Genomic DNA, 22,714 nt, shown 5'->3' with positions numbered 1-22,714 from the left:
CGTGTCATGGCAGGATGGCGCCGCCTGGTCGGCGCGCGCGAGGGCGCCGCCACGATCGAGTTCGCCCTGATCTTCCCGATGCTGATGCTGGTGCTCGCCTCGACCTACGAGCTGGGCATGATCACGCTGCGGCAGGTGATGCTCGATCGCGGCCTGGAGATCACGGTGCGCGAGATCCGGCTGGGCCAGCTTACCCCCGTCACCCATGCCCAGGTCAGCGCCTCGATCTGCGCGCATGCGCTCTTGCTGCCCGACTGCGCCGCCAACCTGCGGCTGGAGATGATGCCGCTCGACCCGCGGGCTTGGGTCGCGCCGCCCGCCGGGGCCGATTGCATCGACCGGGCCGACGACACGGTGCCGGTGCGCCGTTTCGTCGCCGGGGTCGAGAACCAGCTGATGCTGCTGCGGGCCTGCTCGCTGTTCGACCCGTATTTCCCCACCACCGGCCTTGGCGCGACCCTGCCGCGCCAGTCGGGCGGTGCCTACGCGCTGGCCTCGGCCTCCGCCTTCGTGATCGAGCCATGAGCGGGGGCGTCGTCTCGCGGGCCGCCCGCCTGCTTCGCCGCCTGGGCCGCCGCGACCATGGCGCGATGGTGGTCGAAGGGGTGATCATGCTGCCGCTGCTGGTGTGGTGCTTTGCCGGGTCATGGGTCTTCTTCGACGCCTATCGCGCGCAATCCACCAATGCCCGCGCCGCCTATACCATCGGCGACGCGCTGAGCCGGGAATCGAACTACATCACCCCGGCCTATGTCGACAGCCTGTTCGCGCTGCAGGATTTCCTCGTGACCTCCGGGGACACGCCCCGGCTGCGGGTGAGCGTGTTCCGCTACGATGCCGCCACCGACAGCTACGCGGTGGCCTGGTCGATCGGGCGCGGCACCGGGGTTTCGCTGTTGACCGACGGGCTGCTCGCGGGGATGCGCGACGAGCTTCCGGTGATGCCCGACCATGAAATCGCGACGCTGGTGGAAACCTGGGTGGATTACAGCCCGGTCTTCGATGTCGGGATCGTGCCCTTCACCTTCGAGGACCGGGTGGTGACGCGGCTGCGCTTTGCGGGCCAGCTGTGCTTCAACCCGACCGGCCTGATCGACGACAGGATCTGCTAGGGAATCGGCGCCGCCCGGTCGGCGAGGCGGATCTCGATCGCCTGCGCCATCGCCTTGGTCGCGCGGGCCGATGTCACCCCACCGACCCCGAGCCGGTGCCCGAACCGCCACCACAGGCCCGGCCGCCACGCCCGCGCGGCCGGGCGCGCCAGCCGCAGCGTGAAGCCGTTGGTCGGCTTGAGCGAGAGGCTGCCGCGCTCGATCGCGACGATGTTCTCCCACGCGGCGAGCACCGTGCCGTCGCTGTCGCGCAGCCCCGCATCGTCGAGCCGCAGCACCCGCCGCGTGGCGCGGCGCAGCGCCTCGCCCGCGCACAGCCCGGCCACGCCGAGACCGAGCAGCGCCGCCGACCAGCCGATCTGCGCCGTCTGCGCCAGCGCGGTGTAGACGCACAGCCCGCCAAAGCCATAGAGAACGCCCACCGCCATCGCCCGGCGCGCGGGCTCGGCCCGCAATTCGATCTCCATCATTCCATCCCTGGCTGCTGCGGTCATGGCATAGCCCGGCCCCGCCGCCCCGTCACCCCCCGCCCCGTCACCCCGCCTCTCGCACCGCCCGGCTTTCACGCCACCCGCCCGCGTCGCCCGCTTGCCGACCCGGCGCGCGCCACCTAACCTGCGACGGCCCAAGCCCCGGACCCAGATGCCCCCTTTTCTCCTCTTCGTGCCGCTGCTGATCATGGCGGCGGGCTGCACCCAGTTTCCGCAGATCGACGCCCGCGTGCCCGAAGCCGAGCGCACGGGTCCGCCGCCCGCGCTGATCGACGTGCTGCCGCTTCTGGCGCAGGCCGACGCGGCGCAACGATCGCAGCGGCTGACGCCTGCCACCGGGGCGGCGCTGGGCGCGCGGGCGCAGGCGCTCTCGGCGCAGGCCGCCCCGCATACCGCCCGCCCTGCCCGCCCCGCCGCGCAGGACGCCCGGCTGCAGGCTTTGACCACGCGGGCCGAGGCGCTGCGCGCGGCGCCGGTGATCGCGCCTGCCGACCGCGATCGCCTCGAGACCGGGGCCATCCGTCCTGCCGCGTTGCAGTGACCCCGCGCAGGCGCTAACAGTCTCGCGCAGCCAGACAGACCGGAGCTTCCCATGACCTCTCCCCTTCGCCTCGGAATCGCCGGTCTCGGAACCGTCGGCGCAGGGGTCGTCCGCATCGTGCAGGATCATCCCGAGCTGCTCGCCGCCCGCGCCGGGCGCGGCGTCGAGATCACCGCCGTCTCGGCCCGCGACAGAAATCGCGACCGCGGCGTGGAGCTGTCGGCCTATGCCTGGGAAGACGACGCCGCGGCCCTGGCCGCGCGCGACGATGTCGACGTGGTGCTGGAGCTGATGGGCGGCCATGACGGCATCGCCAAGCGGGTGGTCGAAATCGCGCTCGACAGCGGCAAGGACGTGGTCACCGCCAACAAGGCGCTGCTCGCCCATCACGGTCAGGCGCTGGCCGAACGGGCCGAGGCCAATGGCCGGGTGATCCGCTTCGAGGCCGCCGTGGCGGGTGGCATCCCGGTGATCAAGGCGCTCACCGAATCGCTGGCGGGCAACGAGATGACCCGCGTGATGGGGGTGATGAACGGCACCTGCAACTACATCCTGACGCGGATGCAGAGCGCGGGGCTGCCCTATGACGCGGTGTTCCAGGAGGCCGCGGATCTGGGCTATCTCGAAGCCGACCCGCAACTCGACGTGGGCGGCATCGACGCGGGCCACAAGCTGGCGCTTCTGGCCGCGATCGCCTTCGGCACCAAGGTCGACTTTTCGGGCGTCGAACTCGAAGGCATCGGCGCGATCACCATCGAGGACATCACCCACGCCGCCGACATGGGCTTTCGCATCAAGCTTCTGGGCGTGGCGCAGATGACCGGGCGCGGGCTGGAGCAGCGCATGTCGCCCTGTCTCGTCCCGGCGTCCTCGCCGCTGGGTCAGCTCGAAGGCGGCACCAACATGGTGGTGCTCGAAGGCGACGCGATCGGCCAGGTGGTGCTGCGCGGGCCGGGCGCGGGCGCGGGCCCGACCGCCAGCGCGGTGATGGGCGACGTGATGGATCTCGCGCGCGGGCTGCGGCTGCCGGTGTTCGGCCAACCCGCCGCCGGTCTGCGCGGCGCGCGCGCGGCGCGGGCCGCGGTGCCCGCGCCCTACTACCTGCGCCTGCGTCTCATCGACAAGCCCGGCGCGCTGGCCAAGGTGGCCAAGGTGCTCGGCGAGGCCGGGATCTCGATCGACCGGATGCGTCAATACGACCACGAGGACGTCTCGGCCCCGGTGCTGATCGTGACGCACAAGACCACGCGATCCGCGCTCGAAGAGGCGCTGTCGGGCTTCGAGGCCACCGGCGTCGTGCAGGGCACGCCCGTCGCGATCCGCATCGAACAGGTCTGAACGAAAGGCGGCCCCCTCGCCTTTCACCATTCTCCAAATACGCATGGCGCCCGGCCGGGGCCGGGCGCGGCGTCCCCGGTCTCTCGCCCGTTTGCGCAAACATCCCCCCTCGCGCTTGTCACCGCGCGCGCGGCCCGGTTAGGTCGAGGCAACGCTCATGATTGCCCGAGGACGCCCCGATGCCCCAAACGCCTGAATTCCATGATCGCATGCTGTCGCTCGGCCTCGCCCGCGTCTCCGAGGCGGCGGCCATCGCCTGCGCGCCGCTGATCGGGCGCGGCGACGAAAAGGCCGCCGATCAGGCCGCCGTCAACGCCATGCGCATCCAGCTCAACATGCTCGACATCGCGGGCACCGTCGTCATCGGCGAGGGCGAGCGCGACGAGGCACCGATGCTCTATATCGGCGAGGAGGTCGGCACCGGCGAAGGCCCGGCGGTGGACATCGCGCTCGACCCGCTCGAAGGCACGACCCTGACCGCCAAGGACATGCCCAACGCGCTCACCGTGATCGCGATGGGGCCGCGCGGCTCGATGCTGCACGCGCCCGACGTCTACATGGACAAGCTCGCGGTGGGCCCGGGCTTCGCGCCGGGCGTGGTGACGCTCGACATGAGCCCGTCCGAGCGGGTCGCGGCGCTGGCCGCGGCCAAGGGCACCGATGCGGGCGACATCACCGTCTGCGTGCTGGAGCGTCCGCGCCACGAGGAGATGATCGCCGAGCTGCGCGCCACCGGCGCCGCGATCCGGCTGATCACCGATGGCGACGTGGCGGGCGTCATGCATTGCGCCGAGCCCGCCAAGACCGGGATCGACATGTACATGGGCTCGGGCGGCGCGCCCGAGGGAGTGCTCGCGGCGGCGGCGCTGAAATGCATGGGCGGGCAGATGTTCGGACGGCTGCTGTTTCGCAACGAGGACGAGGTGGGCCGCGCCCGCAAGGCCGGGATCGAGGATCTCGACCGGATCTATGCCCGCGACGAGCTGGTCACCGGCGACGTGATCTTTGCCGCCACCGGCGTCACCGACGGCAACCTCGTGCCCGGCATCCGCCGCGATGGCGGCTATCTCACCGCCGAGACGATCCTGATGCGCTCCAAGACCGGTTCGGTGCGGCGCATGTATTACCGCAACCCGGTCGAGCGCAGCCAGCCCGGCCGCTGAACGGCACCGGCGGAGGGGGCGCTGCCCCCGCCGCCCCTGCGGGGCGTCCCCCCGGCGTATTTTCGGGAATGGTGAACGGGGATCGCGCGCAGCTGCGCGGGGGCGCTCTCTGCGGGCTTGCCATGGCGCATGGTTTCGGGCGACACCCGCGCCATGCCTGACTTTCTCAATGTCTCCGCCTCGCTGACCGGCCGCCGCTGGGTCGGCCCCGCCGCCGAGGCCGACCGCCTCGCCCAAGCCATGGCGCAGGGCTGCGACCTGCCCCTGCCGCTGTGCCACGCGCTTGTCGGGCGCGGCGTCACCGCCGAGGAAATGGCGGGGTTTCTCGCCCCCACCTTGCGCGACCTGCTGCCCGATCCGCTGTCGCTGCGCGACATGGGAACCGCCGCCGCGCGCGTGATGCGGGCCATCGAGGGCCGCGAGCGGATCGCCATCTTTGCCGATTACGACGTCGATGGCGGCTCTTCGGCGGCGCTGCTGCTGGTCTGGCTGCGCCAGATGGGGCTGCGCGCGACGCTCTATATCCCCGACCGGATCGAAGAAGGCTACGGCCCCAACGCGCCCGCCATGGCGCGGCTGGCGCGCGATCACGACCTGATCATCTGCGTCGATTGCGGAACTCTCAGCCACGAGCCGATCGCCGCCGCCAAGGGTGCCGACGTGGTCGTGCTCGACCATCACCTGGGCGGTGAGACGCTGCCCGAGGCGGTCGCGGTGGTGAACCCCAACCGGCAGGACGAAAGCGGCGATCTCGCGCATCTGTGCGCCGCCGCCGTGGTCTTCCTGCTGCTGGTGGAGCTGAACCGGCAGCTGCGCGAGGCGGGCGAACGGGGCCCGGACCTGATGGCGATGCTCGACCTGGTGGCGCTGGCCACCGTGGCCGATGTCGCGCCGCTCATCGGCGTCAACCGGGCGCTGGTGCGCACCGGGCTTCAGGTCATGGCCAAAAGGCAGCGCGCGGGGCTTGTGGCGCTCGCCGACGTGGCCGGGCTCGACGTGCCGCCCACCGCCTATCACCTGGGCTACCTGCTGGGGCCGCGGGTCAATGCGGGCGGGCGGATCGGCAAATCCGACCTCGGCGCGCGGCTTCTGGCCACCGACGATCCGCACGAGGCGGCGGCGCTGGCCGAAAAGCTCGACCTCCTCAACCGCGAGCGCCGCGAGATCGAGGCGCGGGTGCGCGACGCGGCGCTGGAACAGGCCGAGACGCGCGGCACCGACGGGCCGCTTGCCTGGGCCGCCGGGCCGGGCTGGCATCCGGGCGTGGTCGGCATCGCGGCGGCGCGGATGAAGGAGGCGACCAACCGCCCCGCCGTGGTGATCGGCATCGAGGACGGCATCGGCAAGGGCTCGGCCCGCTCGGTGCCGGGCATCGATCTCGGGGCCGCGATCCACCGGGTCGCCGCCGAGGGGCTGTTGCTGCGTGGCGGCGGTCACAAGATGGCCGCCGGCCTCACCGTCGAGGAGGACAAGGTCGAGGCGGCGATGGCGCGGCTGTCGGAGCTTTTGGAAAAGCAGGGCGCCGGCGCCGGGGGCCCGCGCGACCTGCGGCTCGATTCGGTGCTGATGCCGGGCGCCGCGACGCTGGAGCTGATCGAGCGGATCGAGGCGGCGGGTCCGTTCGGCGCCGCCGCCCCCGCGCCGCGCTTTGCCTTTCCCGACGTGATGATCCACCACGTGCGCGAGGTCGGACAGGGCCATCTCAAGATCTCGTTCGGCGATGGTCTGGGCGCGCGGCTCGACGGCATCGCCTTTGGCGCGATGGACGGGCCGATGGGGGCGGCGCTGGCGCGCCATGGCGGCGCGCGCTTTCACCTCGCGGGCAAGCTCGACCTCAACATCTGGAAAGGCCGCCGCTCGGTGCAGCTCCGGCTCGACGACGCCGCCCCTGCCGGTTGATCGCAAGGCGCAATTTGCCCCGACGGCAATTTCACGCAGGCGCGATTTTCCCCTTGCGGCTTCGGGGCGGTTTCCCTAAACACCGCCTCACCGACGAGCGGCCCGTTCGTCTATCGGTTAGGACGCCAGGTTTTCAACCTGGAAAGAGGGGTTCGATTCCCCTACGGGCTGCCATCGGTTTACGGCGCAAGGTCGCGTTTCGCGAAACCGGTGCTGTCGTCAGAGTGGCCCGTTCGTCTATCGGTTAGGACGCCAGGTTTTCAACCTGGAAAGAGGGGTTCGATTCCCCTACGGGCTGCCACGACGCCTTCTCCTTTCCCCTCCCCTGCCAGACACGCCGCCACGCGCACAGGCTCTCCTCGCGTCTGCGATGTTGTTCCTCGCGCGCGCGAAGGCTAAGTGTGCCGGGACATTGACAGGATCGGAGCCGCAGCGATGGCACAAGAGGACACAGCACAGATCGGCCTGATCGGCCTCGGCACGATGGGCAGCGCGCTCGCGCTCAACATCGCCGAGAAAGGCTTTCCGATCGCGGTCTGGAACCGCAAGACGCAGGTGACCCGCGATTTCCACGACGAGGCGGGCGAGCTGGCCGACAAGGTGATCCCGACCGAGACCCACGAGGAGCTCGTCGCCGCCATCGCCAAGCCGCGCGCGATCATCCTGATGGTCCCGGCGGGCGAGCCGGTCGACGAACAGATCGCCAAGCTGCGCCCCCTGCTCGACGCCGACGACGTCATCATCGACGCGGGCAACGCCAATTTCCACGACACCAACCGCCGCGTGCGCGAGATCGACGATGTCGAGTTTCTCGGCATCGGCGTCTCGGGCGGCGAAGCGGGCGCGCGGCACGGCCCCGCGATCATGGGCGGTGGCAAGAAGGAGTTGTGGGACCGCGTGTCGCACATCCTCGAGGCCATCGCCGCCAAGTTCGAGGGCGAGCCCTGCGCCGCATGGATGGGCCGCGAGGGCGCGGGCCATTTCGTGAAGGCCGTGCATAACGGCATCGAATACGCCGACATGCAGATGATCGCCGAAGCCTATGGCGTGATGCGCGACGGCATGAAGATGGCGCCCGACGCGATCGGCGACACCTTCGCCCGCTTCAACGAGGGCGCGCTGAAATCCTACCTGATCGAGATCTCCTCGACCGTCACGAAGGCCGCCGACACGCATACCGGCCAGCCGATGATCGACCTCATTCTCGACAAGGCGGGCCAGAAGGGCACCGGCCGCTGGACCGCGATCGAGGCGCAGCACCTCGCCGCCCCGATCCCCGCGATCGAGGCCGCCGTGGTGGCGCGCAACCTGTCGAGCCGCGTCGCGGCACGGCGCGAGGGCGAGGACATGTTCGGCGCCGCGCCGATGGAGATCCCCTCGGAGATGATCTCCGACGAGATGCTGGAACGCGCGCTGATCGCGGGCAAGGTGCTGTGCTACGCGCAGGGTTTCGACATGATCGCCGCCGCCTCGGCGCAGTTCGGCTGGACGCTGCCGCTGCCCGAGATCGCCAAGGTCTGGCGCGAGGGCTGCATCATCCGCTCGGCGATGCTCGACGACATGGCCGCCGCATTGGCCGAGGACGAGGACCGCAACCTGATGCTGGCCCCGGCCTTTGCCCGCCACCTGCGCGAAGGCCACGTGGCGCTGCGCGAGCTGGTCGCGATCGGCGCGCGCTTTGGCCATCCGATGCCCGCGCTGTCCTCGGGGCTGAGCTATTTCGACACGATGCGCACCGCGCGCGGCACCGCCAACATGATTCAGGCGCAGCGCGACTATTTCGGTGAGCACGGCTTCGAGCGCACCGACGGCATCGAGGACGCGCACGGGCCGTGGCACGGCCACGGCGTCTGAACCGCTGACGAAAGACGCCGCCTGCAGATGCGGGCGGCGTCGAAAGAGATGGCCGGGCGCCCGAAGGGGCCGCCCGGCTTTTTCATGCGCGCCTCAGGCGTCGAAGGAGGTGGTGAACACGTCCCACAGCACCAGCGCCACGGTCACGGCAAGCACCGCGCCCAGGTCGAATCGCGGGATGTGCCAGACGAGGATGCCGAGAAACCCCAGAAAGACGGCGAGCGCCACGATGGTCATGATGCGGTTCAGCATTGGTCCGTCTCCTCTGACAACAGCCCTTCGAGCCAGCGCGCGGTGCGCAGGAGCCGGGCATCGTCGCCACGCCGACCGATGAGCTGCGCGCCCATCGGCAGGCCGGTTTCCGATTGCAGGATCGGCACGGTCACGGCGGGCGTGCCGCACAGCGTCCAGAGCCCGTTGAAGATCGAATCGCCGGTGCTGGCATGGCCTTCGGGCGCGGGGCCGGGTGCCGCCGGACACAGGATCGCGTCGCAGCGCTCGAAGATCTCGTCGAGACCGGCATAAAGCACGTCCGGCCAGTCGAGTGCGGCGATATAGTCGCGCGCGGGGATCGACCTGCCCTGGTCGAGCGCGTCGCGCATTTCCTCCGAAAGCTGCTCCCTGCCCCGTTTTTCATAGGCGTAGTAGGATTTCGCCATCTCGGCGAGATTGATGCGCGCGCGGATCTCGGCGGCCTCGTCGAAGGCGCCCGGCAACGCCGCCTCGAAGCATTGCTCGCCCAGCGCCTCGACCAGCTCCGCGAAGGCCGCATGGGTGTCGGCGTCGGCCCGGTCCCAGCCCGGCGGACGCAGGAAGGCCAGCGTCGGGCGCACCGGCGGCTCGGTCATGGCGATGGCGTGCAGCCGCGGCGGGGGGCTGAGCGCGGTGGCCCGGTCGCCCGCGTCATGGCCGTAAAGCGCCTCGGCCAGAAGCGCCGCGTCTTCGATGCTGCGGGCAAAGACCCCCACCGTGTCGAGCGTGGGCGACTGGCTCAGCACGCCGGTGCGAGGGATCGCGCCGAAGCTCGGCTTGAACCCCACCGTGCCGCAGAACGAGGCGGGCCGGATCACCGAGCCGCCGGTCTGCGTGCCGACCGCGAGCGGCACCATGCCCGCCGCCACCGCCGCCGCCGAGCCCGAGGACGACCCGCCCGGCGTGCGGGCCGCGTCATGCGGGTTGCGGGTCTTGCCCGGATGCATGAAGGCCAGCTCCGCCGTCACCGTCTTGCCGATGATGACGGCGCCCGCCGCGCGCAGCCGGTCCACGAGGGCGGCGTCCTTCCGCGGCACCCGCCCCTCGTCGAGCGGCGTGCCGTTCTGGGTCGGGATCTTCGCGGTGTCGATCACGTCCTTGAGCGCCACCGGCAACCCGTGCAGCGGCCCGGTCGGCCGCCCGGCCCGGCGCGCGGCGTCGAGCGCCTGCGCCTGTTGCATCGCGTACCCGCCGTCGAGCCAGGCCCAGGCCTGCACGTCGGGCTCCAGCGCGGCGATCCGGTCGAGACAGGCCTGCACCAGATCGGTGGCGTTCAGCGCGCCCGAAGCCATCCGGTCGCGCAGCGCGCGCGCCGACAGGTCAAGCATGGCGACATGGCCCTTGGGCATCGGTTTCATGGTCATCTCAGCGCCCATAGAACAGCTCCGGCAGGCCGAACACCAGTTGCGGGAAGACGTAGACCAGCACCATCGACACCATCACCATGGCAAGGAAGGGCAGGATTCCCTTGAAGATCTGCGTCAGCCGCACCTCGGGGGGCGCGATGCCCTTGAGGTAGTAGGCCGACATCGCCATCGGCGGCGTCAGGAACGAGGTCTGCAGGTTCAGCGCCACGAGGATGCCGAAGAACAGCGGATCGACCCCGAAGATCTCCAGAAGCGGCAGGAAGATCGGCACGAAGATGATGATGATCTCCGACCATTCGAGCGGCCAGCCCAGAAGGAAGATGATCAGCTGCGCGAGGATCAGGAACTGCACCGGCGTCAGGTCGAGCCCCGAGACGAATTCCGAGATCAGATGCTCGCCGCCCAAGTAGGAGAAGACCGAAGAGAAGATGTAGGAGCCGACGAAGAGCCAGCACACCATCGCCGTCGTGCGCACCGTGAGATAGACGCTTTCGCGCAGCCGCTGGAAGGTCATGGCGCGGTAGATCACCGCCAGCACCATGCCGCCCAGCGCGCCGATCGCGGCGGCCTCGGTCGGGGTGGCGAGACCGAACAGGATCGAGCCCAGCACCGACAGGATCAGCACCGCCAGCGGGAAGAAGGAGGTGAACAGCATCCACAAGAGCTTGACGAAGGGAACGTCCGGCACCTCTTCCTTGGTCGGGCGGGGCGCCACCGAGGGCTGCAGGATCGATCGGCCGATCACGTAGGTGAGGTAGAGGCCGACGAGGACGAGGCCCGGCAGCAGCGCGCCCGCATAGAGCCGCACGATCGACACGCCCGAGGCCGCCGCATAGACGATCAGCATGATCGAGGGCGGGATCAGGATGCCCAGCGTGCCGCCCGCGCAGATGATGCCGGTGGCGAAGGAGGTGTCGTAGCGCGCCTTGAGCATGGCGGGCAGCGCCAGAAGCCCCATCAGCGTCACCACGGCGCCGACGATGCCGGTGGCGGTGGCGAACAGCGCGCAGGTGATCAGCGCCGCGACCCCCATCGAGCCGGGCAGGTTCTTCGACGCGATGTTGAGCGTGGTGAACAGCCGGTCGACGATGTTGGCGCGCTCGACGATGTAGCCCATGAAGAGAAACAGCGGCACCGCGGTCAGCACCTCGTTCGACATCACCGTGTAGGTCTGGTTGATGAAGAGATCGAAGACGCGGTTGTTGAAAAAGCCGCCGATCCAGGTCGAGGTGCTCTCCCACCACGAGGCGAGCTCGGGGTCGAGCCGGTCGAAGTCGCGCCACATGCGGCCGGCGTCGTAATAGGCGAAATAGCCAAATCCGATGCCGAGCGCCATCAGCGTGAAGGCAATGGGAAAGCCCAGAAAGACAAGGCAGATGAAAACCCCGAGCATCATCAGGGCGATTTGCGGTTCGGTCACGTGCGTGCGCTCCGTATCGGGTTAACGCGGAAGCCGCGCGTCATTTCATGTCCGGGTGTTCGCTGGGCGAGGTCATCTGCTTCATCAGAAGCTGCTCGGTCTCCTCGACATCCTCGGCCGCGGCCAGCCAGACGCCGTCGCGCATCGCGAGGATGCAGCGGAAGACCTGCGCGAGCCCCTGGATCGCGAGCAGCAGCCCCGCGACGACGATCACCGTCTTGAACTGGTAGATCGGCACGCCCGCCGGGCTGTTGACCGAGACCTCGCCATATTGCCAGGAGCGGGAGGCGTATTTCCAGCCCGCGAAGATCAGCGCCAGCACGCCGGGAAAGAAGAAGACGATGTAGAGCAGCCCGTCGATGGCCGCCTGCACCCGCACCGGCCAGAGCCGGTAGAGGAAATCGCCGCGCACATGGCCGCCGCGCGACAGCGTGTAGGCGCCGCCCAGCATGAACAGCGTGCCGTACATGATGAAGGAGATGTCGAGCGCCCATGGCGTCGGCGCGCCCAGCACGTAGCGCACGAAGACCTCGTAGCTGACCCCGAAGGTCATCAGCACGATGAGCCAGCCGAAGACCTTGCCGAAGGCGGCGGAAAGGGCGTCGGCGAATTTGATGTATCCGAGCATTCGTGTCCCGTCTCGATGAGGGCCCGGCGGCACGGTGGCGCCGCCGGGCGGTCAGATCCGGCTCAGAGCGCCAGCTTGCCCGGGTAGTAATGCTCGTAGGCGAGCTGGTAGTCGGGCGAGTTCATCAGCGTGTAGTAGGTCACGCGCTCGACCCATTCGCGCTGGCTGTCGAGCACGCGCTTCATGAACTCGTCCTCTTCGAGCTGCGGGATCAGCGCGTCCCAGGCTTCGAGCTGCGCCGAGAGGATCGCGTCCGGGGTGCGGTGCACGGTGACGCCGCTTTCGCCGAGCTTTTGCAGGTCGCGCGAATACTGGTCCAGCGCCTGCGCGCTGTTGGCGGTCGACGCCGCCTCGACCGCGTGGCGCATGATCGCCTGCAGATCCGGGTCGAGCCCCTCCATGAAGCTCTTGGAGAACAGGAACTCGAAGCTTTCCGAGGCCTGGTGATAGGACGACAGGTAGTAGTTCTTGGCCACGTCCTGCGCGCCGAAGCGGCTGTCGGAGGTCGGGTTGTTGAACTCGAAGGCGTCGATCACGCCGCGCTCCATGGCGGGGACGATCTCGCCGCCGGGCAGCTGCGCCACCGACATGCCCATCGACTGCATCAGGTCGGCCGCGAGACCCACGGTGCGGTATTTCAGGCCCTTGATGTCGTCGACGCCCGCGACCTCGTTCTTGAACCAGCCAAAGGGCTGGGCGGGCATCGGGAAGCCCAGCATGCCCTCGACGTCGAGCCCCATCGTGTCCATCAGCTCGGCGTAGAACTCCTTGCCGCCGCCGGCATAGAACCAGCCCAGCATGGTGTCGGCCGAGCCGCCGAAGACCGGGCCCGTGCCGAACAGCGAGGCGGCCTTGTTCTTGCCGTACCAGTAGACCGGCACCGAATGCGCCATGTCGATCAGGCCGTCGCTCACCGCGTCCATCACCTGGAACGCCGCGACCACGGCGCCGGCGGGCAGCACGTCGACCTTGAGCCGGCCACCCGACATCGCCTCGACCCGGTCGGCATAGGCCTGCGCCATCTCCTGCCAGATGTCGGAGGCGGGCCACGAGGTCTGCAGCTTCACCACGATCGGGCTCTGGGCCAGCACGGCCGGGGCGGCGAGACCGCCCGCCGCGGTGACGCCCGCGCCAAGCGCACCCTTGCGCAGGAACGACCGCCGCGACACCTGCGCGGTCTTGTTAGGGGTAACTGTCATGAACTCCTCCCAGATATTCGATGGGCCGTCGCTCCCCCGCGCGGCCTCCCCGATCATTCAACCTCGGCGCTTCAAAGGCAACTGGTAATTATTCTTGACCACTTGACTCCTGCCGCTACGAGAGCCTGCCTTGCTCAGTCGGTCCTGCCGGATATATCAAGCGGAGCTTGCAGATCGGGAGAGCGGTTCCATGAGTGTCGACGTCAGCGCGATCTTCGAGACGGTCCCCAGCGCCTACATGCTGCTCGACCGGGAGTTGCGCTTTGTCTGGGGCAACCGCAAATACTGGGAGGTGACGGGGCGGCAGCCCGACCAGGTGCTGGGCCGCGTCGTGACCGAGGCCTTCCCGGCCGAGGGAGAGGCCGCGCGGATGCTGAACGCCTCCTTCGAGCGGGTGTTCGAGACCGGCCGGGCCGATCATCTGCCGCTGATCCCCTACCCGATCGCCGGGCCGGATGGGCGGATCGAGCAGCGCTACTGGAGCGCCACCCACACCCCGATCCTCGACGCCGAGGGGCGGGTCGAATACGTGCTGCAGAACACGCATGACGTGACCGATCTCTACATGAAGGCGCATCGCGACGACGCGGCGGACATGCCGTCGGGCGCCACGGGCGATGGCGGCGACGTGTTGCTGCGCGCCGAAACGGTGGCGCAGCAGAATCTCGAGCTGGGGCTTGCCACCCGGTTCTTCGAAACCGTCTTCGACCAGGCGCCCAGCATCATCGCCATCCATTCGGGCCCCGACCACGTGATCCGGCTGGCCAACCGCGAATACCGCCGAATCGCCGGCACCCACCGCAAGCTGATCGGCCGCCCCGCCGCCGAGGCCCTGCCCGAGTTGCACGAGCAGGGCTTCGTCCAGCTGCTCGACGAGGTCTATGACAGCGGCGAGGCGGTGACGATGCACGGGGTGCAGGCCTTCGTGCAGACCGAAAGCGGCCCGGCCAGCGAGATCCATGTCGATTTCGTCTACCAGCCGCTGGCGGGCCCGCATGGCAAGACCGTCGGCATTCTGGTCCAGGGCCACGACGTCACCGCCCAAAAGCGCGCCGAGGCCGAGCTGCGCGCCGCCGAGGAACGGTTTCGGACCATGGCCCAGACCATGCCGTCGCATGTCTGGACCGCCCGCCCCGATGGCGGGCTCGATTGGGTCAGCGACCAGGTCTATGACTATACCGGCACCAGGGGCGACGAGATTCTCGGCCACAACTGGGGCCACGCGGTCCATCCCGAGGACATCGGGCGCGTGGCGCCGATCTGGGCCGCCGCGATCGAACGCGGCAGCACCTACGAGGCCGAATTCCGGCTGCGCGACGCCGCGGGCGGCTATCGCTGGTTTCTCGTGCGGGCGGTGCCGGTGCGCGATGCCGAGGGCCGGGTCGCGCAATGGATCGGCACCAATGCCGACATCGAGGGCCGCAAGGCGACCGAGGCCGCGCTGGCCGAGCTGAACGCCACGCTCGAGGAGCGGGTGGAAAGCCGCAACCGCGCGCTCGAGGAGATCAACGCGACGCTGCGCCAGAGCCAGAAGATGGAGGCGATCGGCAATCTCGCGGGCGGCGTGGCGCATGACTTCAACAACCTGTTGCAGGCGATCACCGGCAGCCTGCAGCTGGCCCAGCGCGAATTGCCCGACGGCGCGCCCGCCGCGTGGCGGATCGAACAGGCGATGGGCGCGGTGGAACGCGGCGCCACGCTCGCCGCGCAGCTACTGGCCTTTGGCCGGCGCCAGCCGCTGGAGCCGCGCGCCGTCGATCTGGGCCGGATGATCGGCGACATCGACCCGATCCTGCGCTCGGCGATGGGCGAAGGCGTGCGCATCGAGACCCGCGTGGCGCGCGGGCTGTGGAACACGCTGGTCGACGCCACCAATCTCGAGAACGCCCTGCTCAACCTCGTGGTCAACGCCCGCGACGCCATGGAGGGCCAGGGCCGTCTCGTCATCGACATGGTCAACACCGAGATCGACGCCCGGACGGCGCGCAGCATGACCGACGTGGTGCCGGGCGAATATGTCCGGCTGTCGGTGGTCGACGAGGGCAGCGGCATGGCGCCGGAGGTGATCGAGAAGATCTTCGAGCCGTTCTTCACCACCAAGCCCGAGGGCCGCGGCACCGGGCTCGGCATGGCGATGGTCTATGGCTTCGTCAAGCAATCCGGCGGCCATGTGACGATCGAAAGCGCGCCGGGTCAGGGCACGGCGGTGCGGATCTACCTGCCCCGCTCGCTGCGCTCCGAAGAGCCCGCGGCGCAACGCAGCGCCGGGCCGGTGGTCGGCGGCGACGAGACGGTGCTGCTGGTCGAGGATGACGACGACGTCCGGCTGGTCGCAGGCGAGATGCTGCGCCATCTGGGCTACGCGGTGATCGAGGCCGAGGACGCGGATGCCGGTCTCGCCGTGATCGAGGCCGGTCATGATTTCGACCTGCTGCTCACCGACGTGGTGATGCCCGGACGGCTTACCAGCCGCGAGATGGCCGAGCGGGCGCAGGCGCTGCGGCCCGGCCTGCCGGTGCTGTTCGCCTCGGGCTATTCGCGCGACGCCATCGTGCATGACGGGCGGCTCGACGAGGGCATCCAGCTTCTGTCCAAGCCCTATCGCCGGGAGACGCTGGCCCGGCGGCTGCGCGAACTGCTCGACGGCGCGGAGCGCGCCGAGCCGCAGGCCGCGCCCCGCCCGGCCCCCGGTCCCCCGCCCCCCGCCGACGCAGAGGCCGACGCCGCCGCCAGCGGGCCCGGCGACTTGACCGGGCTGCGGGTTCTGGTGTGCGAGGACGACACGTTCATCCGGCTCGATCTCGTCGAGATGCTGACGGCCGCCGGGGCCGAGGTGCGCGAGGCCGCGACCGGCGCGCAGGCGCTGGCGCTTCTGCAGGAGGCTCCCGCCGACCGGCTGCTGGTCGATGTCGGCCTGCCCGACTGCTCCGGGCTCGATGTGGCGCGCGAGGCGGTGGCGCGTCAGCCCGACCTGCCGGTGATCTTCGCCACCGGGCGCGACAAGGTGCCGGGCGCCGAAGACCTGCCGCAGGCGCGGGTGCTGACCAAGCCGTTCGGTCAGGCCGCGCTGCTGAAGGCGGTGACGCGCGGCCACCCGGCCCGCGCCACCGCCGAATAGACACCGCCAGCCGGGCGGGGGCGCGCCCCGCCCGCCGTCTCAGTCGGTGATCGACGCCTCGCGCTCGGCGGCGCCGCGCATCCGCGCCTTGACCACGCCGCCCACGAAGATCGGCAGCACGAAGCCCACGATGGCGACGGCCCAGAGCGCCAGCGTCAGCCACGAGCCGACCAGCACCGAATAGTCGCCGTCGGCGATGGTCACGGCGCGGCGCATGTTGACCTCCATCGCGTTGCCCAGAAGCGTGCCGAGGATCACCGGCACCAGCGGCACGTCGAGCTTGCGCAGAACCCAGCCCGCAACGCCGAAGGCGATCATCACCATCAAATCGAAGCTGGAGCCGGAAATGCCGTAGATGCCGACGAAGGAGACCATCGCGACGACCGGCATCAGGATGCGCGGCGGCACCATCAGCACCCGCACGAACAGGCCGACCATGGGGATGTTCATCGCCAGCAGCATGACGTTGCCGATGAACAGCGCCGCGATCAGGCCCCAGACGACGTCCGGGTTCTGGGTGAACAGGAGCGGCCCCGGCGTGATGTTGAGCGACAAAAGCACCGCCAGCAGCACGGCGGTCGTCCCCGACCCCGGCACGCCCAGCGCCAGCATCGGCACCAGAGCGCCACCGGCGGCGGCGTTGTTGCCCGCCTCGGGCGCCGCGACGCCGCGCGGATCGCCGGTGCCGAAGGTGCCCTTGCGGTCGACCAGCTTCTTTTCCATCGAGTAGCTGATGAAGGAGCCGAGCGAGGCGCCCGCGCCGGGCAGCACGCCCGCGATGAAGCCCAGGACCGTGGTGCGCATCATCGTCGGCGTGCAGGATTTCAGCATCTTCCACGACGGCGTGATGCGTCCGATATCCAGTTTCGGCGCGGTGCTCGCATCCTTGTCGGTGCCGCGATGCTCGAGGAAGATGAACACCTCCGACAACGCGAACAGCCCGACGATGGCGACGAGGAAGTCGATCCCGTCATAAAGATGCACCTCGCCGAAGGTGAAACGCGGCACGCCGGTCTGGGTGTCGACGCCGACCATGGCGAGCCCGAGGCCGAGTGCCGCGGCAAAGGCCGATTTCGCCTGGTTGGTCGAGGACACGCCGCCCAGCGTCATGAAGGCCAGCGCGAACAGCGCGAAATACTCCGCCGGGCCGAACAGCAGCGCCACCTTGACCAGCTGCGGCGCCAGCAGCACGAGGCCCCAGGTGGCGAAGAAGGCGCCGACGAAGCTCGCCACGCCCGACAGCGCCAGCGCCTCGCCCGCCCGGCCCTGCCGGGCCATCGGGTGCCCGTCGAGACAGGTCATCATCGCCGGTTCGTCGCCGGGGATGTTCAGAAGGATCGAGGAGATCCGCCCGCCATACATCGCACCGTAATAGACGCTCGTGAGCAGGATCAGAGACGGCGTGGCCCCGAGGCCCAGCGTGAAGGCGAGCGGGATCAGGATCGCGACGCCGTTCGAGGGGCCAAGCCCCGGCAGCGCGCCCATGATCGTGCCCAGAAAACAGCCCATCAGCGCGAGCGCGATGTTCTGAAAGGTCAGCGCGACGGCAAAACCGTCGGCAAGGGAGGCAAGGGTGTCCATGGGCGTTCCTCTAGAAGCCGAAGGGGCCGCGGGCGAGGCTGAGCCCGAGCACGAGGTGGAAGATCACGTAGATGCCGACCGAGGTGCCGACGCCGATGATCGCGCTTTGCAGCAGCGACGAGCCCAAGCGCCACGTCAGGTAGGCGGCCGCGAAGGCGGTGGCGATGACGAAGCCGATCTCGGGCAGAAGCTGCGCATAGGCGATCATCACCAGCGCCGCCGCGCCGATCTCGGCGATCCGGCCCATGCGGGGCCAGTCCGGCGCCGGGTCGGGCTTGAACAGGAACCAGACCGAGGACAGCGCCATCACCGCGGCGATGCCATAGGGAAAGGCGCGCGGGCCGACCGCGTCGGACATGAAGCTGTCGGGAATGGTGGTGGCGGCAAAGGCGTAGAGCGCCGCGAGCATCAGGCCGATGCCGCCGAAGATGCGATCGCTCATGCGACCCTCCTTCCATTGATGGGCAGGGCGCGCGCATCCCGCGCCGCCCCGCCCTGGCCACGCGGGGCCGGTTACTGGATGATGCCGATCTCTTTCGACAGGTCGGTGATGTTGGAGACGGACTCGGACACGAAGCTTTCGAACTCCTCGCCCTGCAGGTCGAGCGGCGCGAGACCGTTGGTCTCCATGACCGCCTTCCACTCCTCGCTGTCATAGAGCTGGTCGATCGCCGAGACCCAGTAGTCATAGGCCGCGTCCGACATCTCGCCCGGCCCGTAGAAACCGCGCCAGTTGGCGCCGACCGCGTCGATGCCCTGCTCCTTGGCGGTCGGCATCTGCGAGAACTCGCCTTCGAGCCGCTCGGGCGCCAGCACCGCCAGCACCCGGATGTCGCCCGAATCGACGAAGCCGGTCGATTCCGACAGATCGCCGGTGAAGGCCTGAAGCGCGCCGCCCAAGAGCTGCGTCACCGCCTCGCCGCCGCCGTCGAAGGCGATGTACTTGACCTTGCGCACATCCTCGATGCCCGCCTCCTGCGCGGCGATCAGCACCTTGAGGTGATCCCAGCCGCCCACGGCCGAGCCGCCGCCGATCGAGACCGAGGTCGGATCTTCCTTGATCATCTCCATCAGGCCCGGCAGGTCCTGCACCTCGCTGTCGGCGGCCACGGCGATGACGCCGTAATCCGCGCCCAGCGCGCCGAGCCAGCGCACCTGGTCCATCGAATTGCCCGGATAGGCGTTCTGCGCCAGCCGCGTCGCCGTGGCCGAGGAGGCCGCGACGATCAGGTCGTTCTCGTCGGCGCGCTTGTTGACGACCTCGGCGAAGGCCACGCCGCCGCCGCCACCGGCGAGGTTCACGACCTGCATGGTCGACGGGATCAGGTCGAGATCCTGCATCGTCTTGCCCGCCTGGCGGCAGGTGAAGTCCCAGCCGCCGCCGGGATTGGCGGGGGCGATGCATTCGGGGTTCTCGGGGCTGTAGCCCTGCGCCATGAGCGCGGCGGGGGCTGTGCCCAGAAGGGCGGCGGCGATCAGGCCGCGGCGGATCGTGATGGTCATCTCTGTCCTCCCAAGGGTCGGGGCCGCCGATCGGGTCCTCCCCCGGCGGCCTCGCCCGCCCTTTTGGGCCCCCAAGCTGTCATCAAGCTGTCATCGCGCGCGACCGGTCTTCTTTCCGGGGCGCCCTGCCCCTATGCTGGGCCGCCGGAGGGCCCATGCGGATACTGATCGTCGAAGACACCTCGGATGTCGCCGAAGCCGCGAGCGCGAGCCTGGGGCGCGCGGGCTTTGCCTGCGACATCGCGCCGACGCTGGCCGATGCGCAGGCCTGCGCCGCGATCACCGCCTATGCCGCCATCGTGCTCGACCTGAACCTGCCCGACGGCTCGGGCCGCGATTTTTTGCGCGAGCGCCGCCGCGCGGGCGATCTGACACCGGTGCTGGTGCTCACCGCGCAGTTCTCGGTCGAGGACCGGGTCGGCGCGCTCGACGAGGGCGCCGACGATTACCTCGTCAAACCCTTCGACTTGCGCGAGCTGGAGGCGCGGCTGCGCGCGCTCACCCGGCGCGAGGCGGGCCGCGCCGAGAACCGGGTGCGGCTCGGCGGGCTCGATTTCGATCCGGGCGCGCAGAGCCTGCGGGTGGGTGGCGCGGCGGTGACGGCGACCCGGCGCGAGTTGGCCTTGCTGAACCTGCTGATCGCCAATCGTGGCCGGATCATGCCCAAGGAACGGCTGTTCGACGGGCTGTTCGGCTTCGAGAACGCCGATGTCGGCACCAACACGATCGAACTCTACGTGGCGCGGCTGCGCAAGAAGCTCGCGGGCTCGGGCGTGGCGATCGAAACCCATCGCGGGCTCGGCTACCGGCTCGATCTCGATGGCTGAGACGCGCAGCTGGTCGCTGAAATCGCGGGTGGCGCTGGCGGTGGGGGCGGTGCTGCTTCTGGGCGGGATCGTGGTGCTGTCGGTGGCGCTGGCCTACGGACGGCAGGCCGCGCGCGAGGCCTATGACCGGCTGCTTCTGGGCGCGGCGCGCGACATCGCCGCCTCGATCACCATCCGCGACGGCGCAGCGGTGGTCGACATGCCGGCCTCGGCCTTCCAGATGCTGGCGCTCGCCCCGGAGGATCGGATCCGCTACCGCGTCACCGGGCCCGACGGCGCGACGCTGACCGGATCGGACGCGGCCCCCGCCCCGCCGCCGCGCGAGGGCGCGGGGCCGGTGTTCTACGATGGCGATCTGGGCGACGAGCCGGGGCGCTACGTGGCGCTGACCCGCCGCTTTGCCGAGCGCAGCTTTTCGGGGCCGGTCCGGGTCATGGTCGGGCAGACATTGCGCGCCCGGCAGGCGCTGGCGCGCGACATCGCGGGCGGCGCGCTCGCGGTGCTGGCCGCCGCCGGGATCGCCATCGGGCTGTTCGCCTGGCTCGCCATCCTGTCGGCGCTGCGCCCGCTGCGGCGGCTGGGCCGGGCGCTGGCGCGGCGCGACCCGACCGATCTGACGCCGATCACCCTGCCGATGCCGTCCGAGATCGCGCCGGTTCTGGGCGCGCTCAACGGCTTCATGGGGCGGCTCGACCGGCAGGCCATGGCCAGCCGCAACCTGATCGGCGACGCGGCGCACCAGCTGCGCACGCCGGTCGCCGCGATCCGCGCGCAGGCGCAGGACGCGCAGGACGAAACCGATCCGGGCCGCCGCGCCCGGCTTTTGTCCCGCATCCACGCGCGCAGCGTCGGGCTGTCGCGGCTGCTCGACCGGATGCTCGACCGCGCCATGATCATCCACCGCACCGACACCGCGCCGCGTGCCGCGATCGACCTGCGCGACGTGGCGCTCGAAATCTACGAGGCGCTGGAAGACACGCCCGGCGGCGCGGCGATCCGGCTCGACCTGCCGCCCGGCCCCGTGGTGGTGCGCGGCGATGCGCTGTCGCTGGTCGAGGCGGGCAAGAACCTCGCCGCCAATGCTCTGGCGCATGGGCGCGCGCCGATCCGGCTCGGCGTGGCGCGCGACGGCGCAGCCGCGCGGCTTTTTGCGCGCGATGCGGGCCCCGGCCCGGCGGCGGCGATCATGGACGGCATGGGCGCGCGCTTCGCCGCCCATGCGCCGGGCGGCGCCGGGCTCGGTCTCGCCATCGCGCGCGAGGTGGCGCAAAGCCATGGCGGCGCGCTGTCGCTCGGGCCCCGCGCGGACGGCTTCGAGGCGGCGCTGTCGCTGCCGAGGCTCGGCGCATGATCCGCGCGGTGTTCATCGCGCTGCTGCTGCTGGCCGCACCGGCCCGCGCGCAGGAGCTGGTGCGCGATTTCGGCCCCGGCAGCGCCACCGAAACGCTGCGGCTGCGCTCGACCACCGACATCGCGGTGCTCGGCCCGGTGGTCGAGGCGTTTCTCGCCGCCCATCCCGGCCTGCGCGTGGCCTACGAGCAATGGGGCTCGAACGCGATGTACGGCCTGCAGGCCGCCGATTGCGCCGCCGGGCGCGCGGGCGCGGATCTGGTGATCTCCTCGGCGGTGCACCAGATGGTCGATCTGGTGAACGAAGGCTGCGCGCGGCCCTATCGCTCCGCCCTGACCGCCGCCCTGCCCGATGCGCTGTCATGGCGCGACGAGCTGTGGGGCGTGACGCGCGAGCCCGCCGTCATGGTCTATAACCGCGATCTCGTGGCGCCCGCGCAGGTGCCACGCTCGCGCTTCGACCTGCTCGACCTGCTGCGCCCGACCGAAAGCCCGTTCCGGGGCCGGGTCGCCACCTATGACATCGAACGCTCGGGGCTCGGCTTTCTCTTCGCCTTCGCGGATTCGACCGAGGCCACCACATTCGGCGGATTGATGGAAAGCTTCGGGCGCAGCGGCGCCATCGCCACCTGCTGCTCGGCCGAGATCATCGACGGCGTGGCCGAGGGCCGGTTTTTCGTGGCCTACAATGTGCTGGGCTCCTACGCGCTGGCGCGGGCGCGGCATGACGACCGGCTCGGCGTGGTCGCGCCGCAGGATTACACGCTGGTGCTGTCGCGCGCCGCGATGATCCCGCGCGCCGCCGGCCAGCCGCGTGCGGCGGCGCAGTTCGTCGACTTCCTGCTGTCGGAGGAGGGGCGGCGCGCGCTGGAAGCGGCGCTGCTGATCGTGCGGCTGGAGGGCGGCGACGGCGCGCCGATCGAGCTGCCGCAGGCCTCCGAGACGCTGCAGCGCCCGATCGCGCTCAGCCCGGCGCTGCTGATCGTGCTCGACGCGCACAAGCAGGCGCTGTTCCGGGCCCGCTGGCGCGATGCCTTTCCCGCGACGCCGGACGCCGTGCCCTGAGCCCTG

At 70.1% G+C, this 22,714-nt stretch carries 20 protein-coding genes and 2 tRNA genes; 13 read left to right on the top strand and 9 right to left on the bottom strand.

Annotated features, from left to right (window positions below; genetic code table 11):
• The first annotated feature begins 6 nt into the window (after positions 1 to 6).
• Together LOKHON_RS07425 and LOKHON_RS07420 are read left to right on the top strand one after the other, a co-directional pair.
• The gene (locus tag LOKHON_RS07425; protein ID WP_017928987.1) at positions 7 to 525 is read left to right on the top strand and encodes a TadE/TadG family type IV pilus assembly protein; all 519 of its coding nucleotides are present in this window, start codon (positions 7 to 9) and stop codon (positions 523 to 525) included.
• Positions 522 to 1,112, top strand: a complete 591-nt coding sequence (locus LOKHON_RS07420; protein WP_017928986.1) for a TadE/TadG family type IV pilus assembly protein — start codon at positions 522 to 524, stop codon at positions 1,110 to 1,112. Before LOKHON_RS07425 ends, LOKHON_RS07420 begins: the two co-directional genes overlap by 4 nt.
• Here the strand turns inward: LOKHON_RS07420 and LOKHON_RS07415 are convergent.
• A complete protein-coding gene (locus LOKHON_RS07415; RefSeq protein ID WP_017928985.1) occupies positions 1,109 to 1,579 on the bottom strand; it encodes a hypothetical protein in 471 nt (156 codons plus the stop codon). The two genes, LOKHON_RS07420 and LOKHON_RS07415, sit on opposite strands and share 4 nt — an antisense overlap.
• Positions 1,580 to 1,754: 175 nt before the next feature.
• Here LOKHON_RS07415 and LOKHON_RS07410 point away from each other — a divergent pair, with 175 nt between their 5' ends.
• The 7 genes from LOKHON_RS07410 (at position 1,755) to gndA (ending at position 8,398) form a co-directional block, all read left to right on the top strand.
• Positions 1,755 to 2,144, top strand: coding sequence for a hypothetical protein (locus LOKHON_RS07410; protein WP_017928984.1), 390 nt, complete (start codon positions 1,755 to 1,757; stop codon positions 2,142 to 2,144).
• A 51-nt stretch (positions 2,145 to 2,195) separates the two neighbouring features.
• Positions 2,196 to 3,482, top strand: a complete 1,287-nt coding sequence (locus LOKHON_RS07405) for a homoserine dehydrogenase (protein ID WP_017928983.1) — start codon at positions 2,196 to 2,198, stop codon at positions 3,480 to 3,482.
• A 179-nt stretch (positions 3,483 to 3,661) separates the two neighbouring features.
• Positions 3,662 to 4,645, top strand: coding sequence for a class II fructose-bisphosphatase (glpX, locus tag LOKHON_RS07400; RefSeq protein ID WP_017928982.1), 984 nt, complete (start codon positions 3,662 to 3,664; stop codon positions 4,643 to 4,645).
• Positions 4,646 to 4,798: 153 nt separating this feature from the next.
• Entirely contained in the window at positions 4,799 to 6,544 is a 1,746-nt protein-coding gene (recJ, locus tag LOKHON_RS07395) for a single-stranded-DNA-specific exonuclease RecJ (RefSeq protein ID WP_033315603.1), read from the top strand.
• Positions 6,545 to 6,643: 99 nt separating this feature from the next.
• Positions 6,644 to 6,718: transfer RNA gene (locus LOKHON_RS07390), tRNA-Glu, on the top strand.
• 52 nt (positions 6,719 to 6,770) lie between these two features.
• A tRNA-Glu gene (locus tag LOKHON_RS07385) sits at positions 6,771 to 6,845 on the top strand.
• Positions 6,846 to 6,979: 134 nt separating this feature from the next.
• On the top strand, positions 6,980 to 8,398 hold the full coding sequence (gndA, locus tag LOKHON_RS07380; RefSeq protein WP_017928980.1) for an NADP-dependent phosphogluconate dehydrogenase: 1,419 nt from the start codon (positions 6,980 to 6,982) through the stop codon (positions 8,396 to 8,398).
• 93 nt (positions 8,399 to 8,491) lie between these two features.
• Here gndA and LOKHON_RS16080 read toward each other — a convergent pair whose 3' ends face one another.
• The 5 genes from LOKHON_RS16080 to LOKHON_RS07360 all read right to left on the bottom strand — a co-directional run bounded on the left by LOKHON_RS16080 (position 8,492) and on the right by LOKHON_RS07360 (position 13,264).
• Positions 8,492 to 8,650, bottom strand: a complete 159-nt coding sequence (locus tag LOKHON_RS16080; protein ID WP_017928979.1) for a hypothetical protein — start codon at positions 8,648 to 8,650, stop codon at positions 8,492 to 8,494.
• Positions 8,644 to 10,014: an amidase gene (locus LOKHON_RS07375; protein ID WP_033315602.1), complete on the bottom strand. Its 1,371-nt coding sequence runs from the start codon at positions 10,012 to 10,014 to the stop codon at positions 8,644 to 8,646. Before LOKHON_RS07375 ends, LOKHON_RS16080 begins: the two co-directional genes overlap by 7 nt.
• A 1-nt stretch (position 10,015) precedes the next feature.
• Complete coding sequence (locus LOKHON_RS07370) at positions 10,016 to 11,437, bottom strand: TRAP transporter large permease (protein WP_017928977.1); 1,422 nt, start codon at positions 11,435 to 11,437, stop codon at positions 10,016 to 10,018.
• A gap of 40 nt (positions 11,438 to 11,477) precedes the next feature.
• Positions 11,478 to 12,065 (bottom strand): TRAP transporter small permease subunit, encoded by a 588-nt coding sequence (locus LOKHON_RS07365; RefSeq protein ID WP_017928976.1) that lies wholly within the window; start codon positions 12,063 to 12,065, stop codon positions 11,478 to 11,480.
• A 62-nt stretch (positions 12,066 to 12,127) separates the two neighbouring features.
• Positions 12,128 to 13,264: a TRAP transporter substrate-binding protein gene (locus LOKHON_RS07360; RefSeq protein WP_026147535.1), complete on the bottom strand. Its 1,137-nt coding sequence runs from the start codon at positions 13,262 to 13,264 to the stop codon at positions 12,128 to 12,130.
• 190 nt (positions 13,265 to 13,454) lie between these two features.
• On the opposite strand from LOKHON_RS07360, the gene LOKHON_RS07355 reads away from it, so the two are divergent.
• A complete protein-coding gene (locus tag LOKHON_RS07355; protein ID WP_017928974.1) occupies positions 13,455 to 16,382 on the top strand; it encodes a hybrid sensor histidine kinase/response regulator in 2,928 nt (975 codons plus the stop codon).
• A 39-nt stretch (positions 16,383 to 16,421) separates the two neighbouring features.
• On the opposite strand, the gene LOKHON_RS07350 is transcribed toward LOKHON_RS07355, so the two are convergent.
• The 3 genes from LOKHON_RS07350 to LOKHON_RS07340 form a co-directional block, all read right to left on the bottom strand.
• A complete protein-coding gene (locus LOKHON_RS07350) occupies positions 16,422 to 17,963 on the bottom strand; it encodes a tripartite tricarboxylate transporter permease (RefSeq protein ID WP_017928973.1) in 1,542 nt (513 codons plus the stop codon).
• Positions 17,964 to 17,973: 10 nt separating this feature from the next.
• Entirely contained in the window at positions 17,974 to 18,405 is a 432-nt protein-coding gene (locus LOKHON_RS07345; protein WP_017928972.1) for a tripartite tricarboxylate transporter TctB family protein, read from the bottom strand.
• A gap of 71 nt (positions 18,406 to 18,476) precedes the next feature.
• Positions 18,477 to 19,466 (bottom strand): Bug family tripartite tricarboxylate transporter substrate binding protein, encoded by a 990-nt coding sequence (locus tag LOKHON_RS07340; RefSeq protein ID WP_017928971.1) that lies wholly within the window; start codon positions 19,464 to 19,466, stop codon positions 18,477 to 18,479.
• A gap of 155 nt (positions 19,467 to 19,621) precedes the next feature.
• Between LOKHON_RS07340 and LOKHON_RS07335 the strand changes: the two genes are divergently transcribed.
• Genes LOKHON_RS07335 through LOKHON_RS07325 form a run of 3 tightly spaced genes read left to right on the top strand, consistent with a single transcriptional unit; the run spans position 19,622 to position 22,708 of the window.
• Positions 19,622 to 20,293 carry a response regulator gene (locus LOKHON_RS07335; RefSeq protein ID WP_017928970.1) on the top strand — a complete coding sequence of 224 codons (672 nt, stop codon included), beginning with the start codon at positions 19,622 to 19,624 and terminating at the stop codon, positions 20,291 to 20,293.
• A complete protein-coding gene (locus tag LOKHON_RS07330; RefSeq protein ID WP_017928969.1) occupies positions 20,286 to 21,644 on the top strand; it encodes a sensor histidine kinase in 1,359 nt (452 codons plus the stop codon). Before LOKHON_RS07335 ends, LOKHON_RS07330 begins: the two co-directional genes overlap by 8 nt.
• Positions 21,641 to 22,708 (top strand): ABC transporter substrate-binding protein, encoded by a 1,068-nt coding sequence (locus LOKHON_RS07325; RefSeq protein WP_017928968.1) that lies wholly within the window; start codon positions 21,641 to 21,643, stop codon positions 22,706 to 22,708. The genes LOKHON_RS07330 and LOKHON_RS07325 overlap by 4 nt, the downstream gene beginning before the upstream one ends.
• Positions 22,709 to 22,714: the final 6 nt, after the last annotated feature.

The sequence above is a fragment of the Limimaricola hongkongensis DSM 17492 genome, from assembly GCF_000600975.2.
GTDB lineage: Bacteria > Pseudomonadota > Alphaproteobacteria > Rhodobacterales > Rhodobacteraceae > Limimaricola > Limimaricola hongkongensis.
Note: the sequence above shows the minus strand (reverse complement) of the source record. Positions and strands in the feature narration are given on the sequence as shown.

Bases quoted from the DNA above. Each gene is read 5' to 3' on its own strand.
- recJ (WP_033315603.1), top strand. From the start codon at position 4,799: ATGCCTGACTTTCTCAATGTCTCCGCCTCGCTGACCGGCCGCCGCTGG.
- LOKHON_RS07375 (WP_033315602.1), bottom strand. From the start codon at position 10,014: ATGACCATGAAACCGATGCCCAAGGGCCATGTCGCCATGCTTGACCTG.
- LOKHON_RS07420 (WP_017928986.1), top strand. From the start codon at position 522: ATGAGCGGGGGCGTCGTCTCGCGGGCCGCCCGCCTGCTTCGCCGCCTG.
- LOKHON_RS07415 (WP_017928985.1), bottom strand. From the start codon at position 1,579: ATGGAGATCGAATTGCGGGCCGAGCCCGCGCGCCGGGCGATGGCGGTG.
- LOKHON_RS07405 (WP_017928983.1), top strand. From the start codon at position 2,196: ATGACCTCTCCCCTTCGCCTCGGAATCGCCGGTCTCGGAACCGTCGGC.
- LOKHON_RS07350 (WP_017928973.1), bottom strand. From the start codon at position 17,963: ATGGACACCCTTGCCTCCCTTGCCGACGGTTTTGCCGTCGCGCTGACC.
- LOKHON_RS07425 (WP_017928987.1), top strand. From the start codon at position 7: ATGGCAGGATGGCGCCGCCTGGTCGGCGCGCGCGAGGGCGCCGCCACG.
- LOKHON_RS07330 (WP_017928969.1), top strand. From the start codon at position 20,286: ATGGCTGAGACGCGCAGCTGGTCGCTGAAATCGCGGGTGGCGCTGGCG.
- LOKHON_RS07340 (WP_017928971.1), bottom strand. From the start codon at position 19,466: ATGACCATCACGATCCGCCGCGGCCTGATCGCCGCCGCCCTTCTGGGC.
- LOKHON_RS16080 (WP_017928979.1), bottom strand. From the start codon at position 8,650: ATGCTGAACCGCATCATGACCATCGTGGCGCTCGCCGTCTTTCTGGGG.
- LOKHON_RS07410 (WP_017928984.1), top strand. From the start codon at position 1,755: ATGCCCCCTTTTCTCCTCTTCGTGCCGCTGCTGATCATGGCGGCGGGC.
- LOKHON_RS07355 (WP_017928974.1), top strand. From the start codon at position 13,455: ATGAGTGTCGACGTCAGCGCGATCTTCGAGACGGTCCCCAGCGCCTAC.
- LOKHON_RS07345 (WP_017928972.1), bottom strand. From the start codon at position 18,405: ATGAGCGATCGCATCTTCGGCGGCATCGGCCTGATGCTCGCGGCGCTC.
- LOKHON_RS07360 (WP_026147535.1), bottom strand. From the start codon at position 13,264: ATGACAGTTACCCCTAACAAGACCGCGCAGGTGTCGCGGCGGTCGTTC.
- LOKHON_RS07335 (WP_017928970.1), top strand. From the start codon at position 19,622: ATGCGGATACTGATCGTCGAAGACACCTCGGATGTCGCCGAAGCCGCG.
- LOKHON_RS07365 (WP_017928976.1), bottom strand. From the start codon at position 12,065: ATGCTCGGATACATCAAATTCGCCGACGCCCTTTCCGCCGCCTTCGGC.
- LOKHON_RS07325 (WP_017928968.1), top strand. From the start codon at position 21,641: ATGATCCGCGCGGTGTTCATCGCGCTGCTGCTGCTGGCCGCACCGGCC.
- glpX (WP_017928982.1), top strand. From the start codon at position 3,662: ATGCCCCAAACGCCTGAATTCCATGATCGCATGCTGTCGCTCGGCCTC.
- gndA (WP_017928980.1), top strand. From the start codon at position 6,980: ATGGCACAAGAGGACACAGCACAGATCGGCCTGATCGGCCTCGGCACG.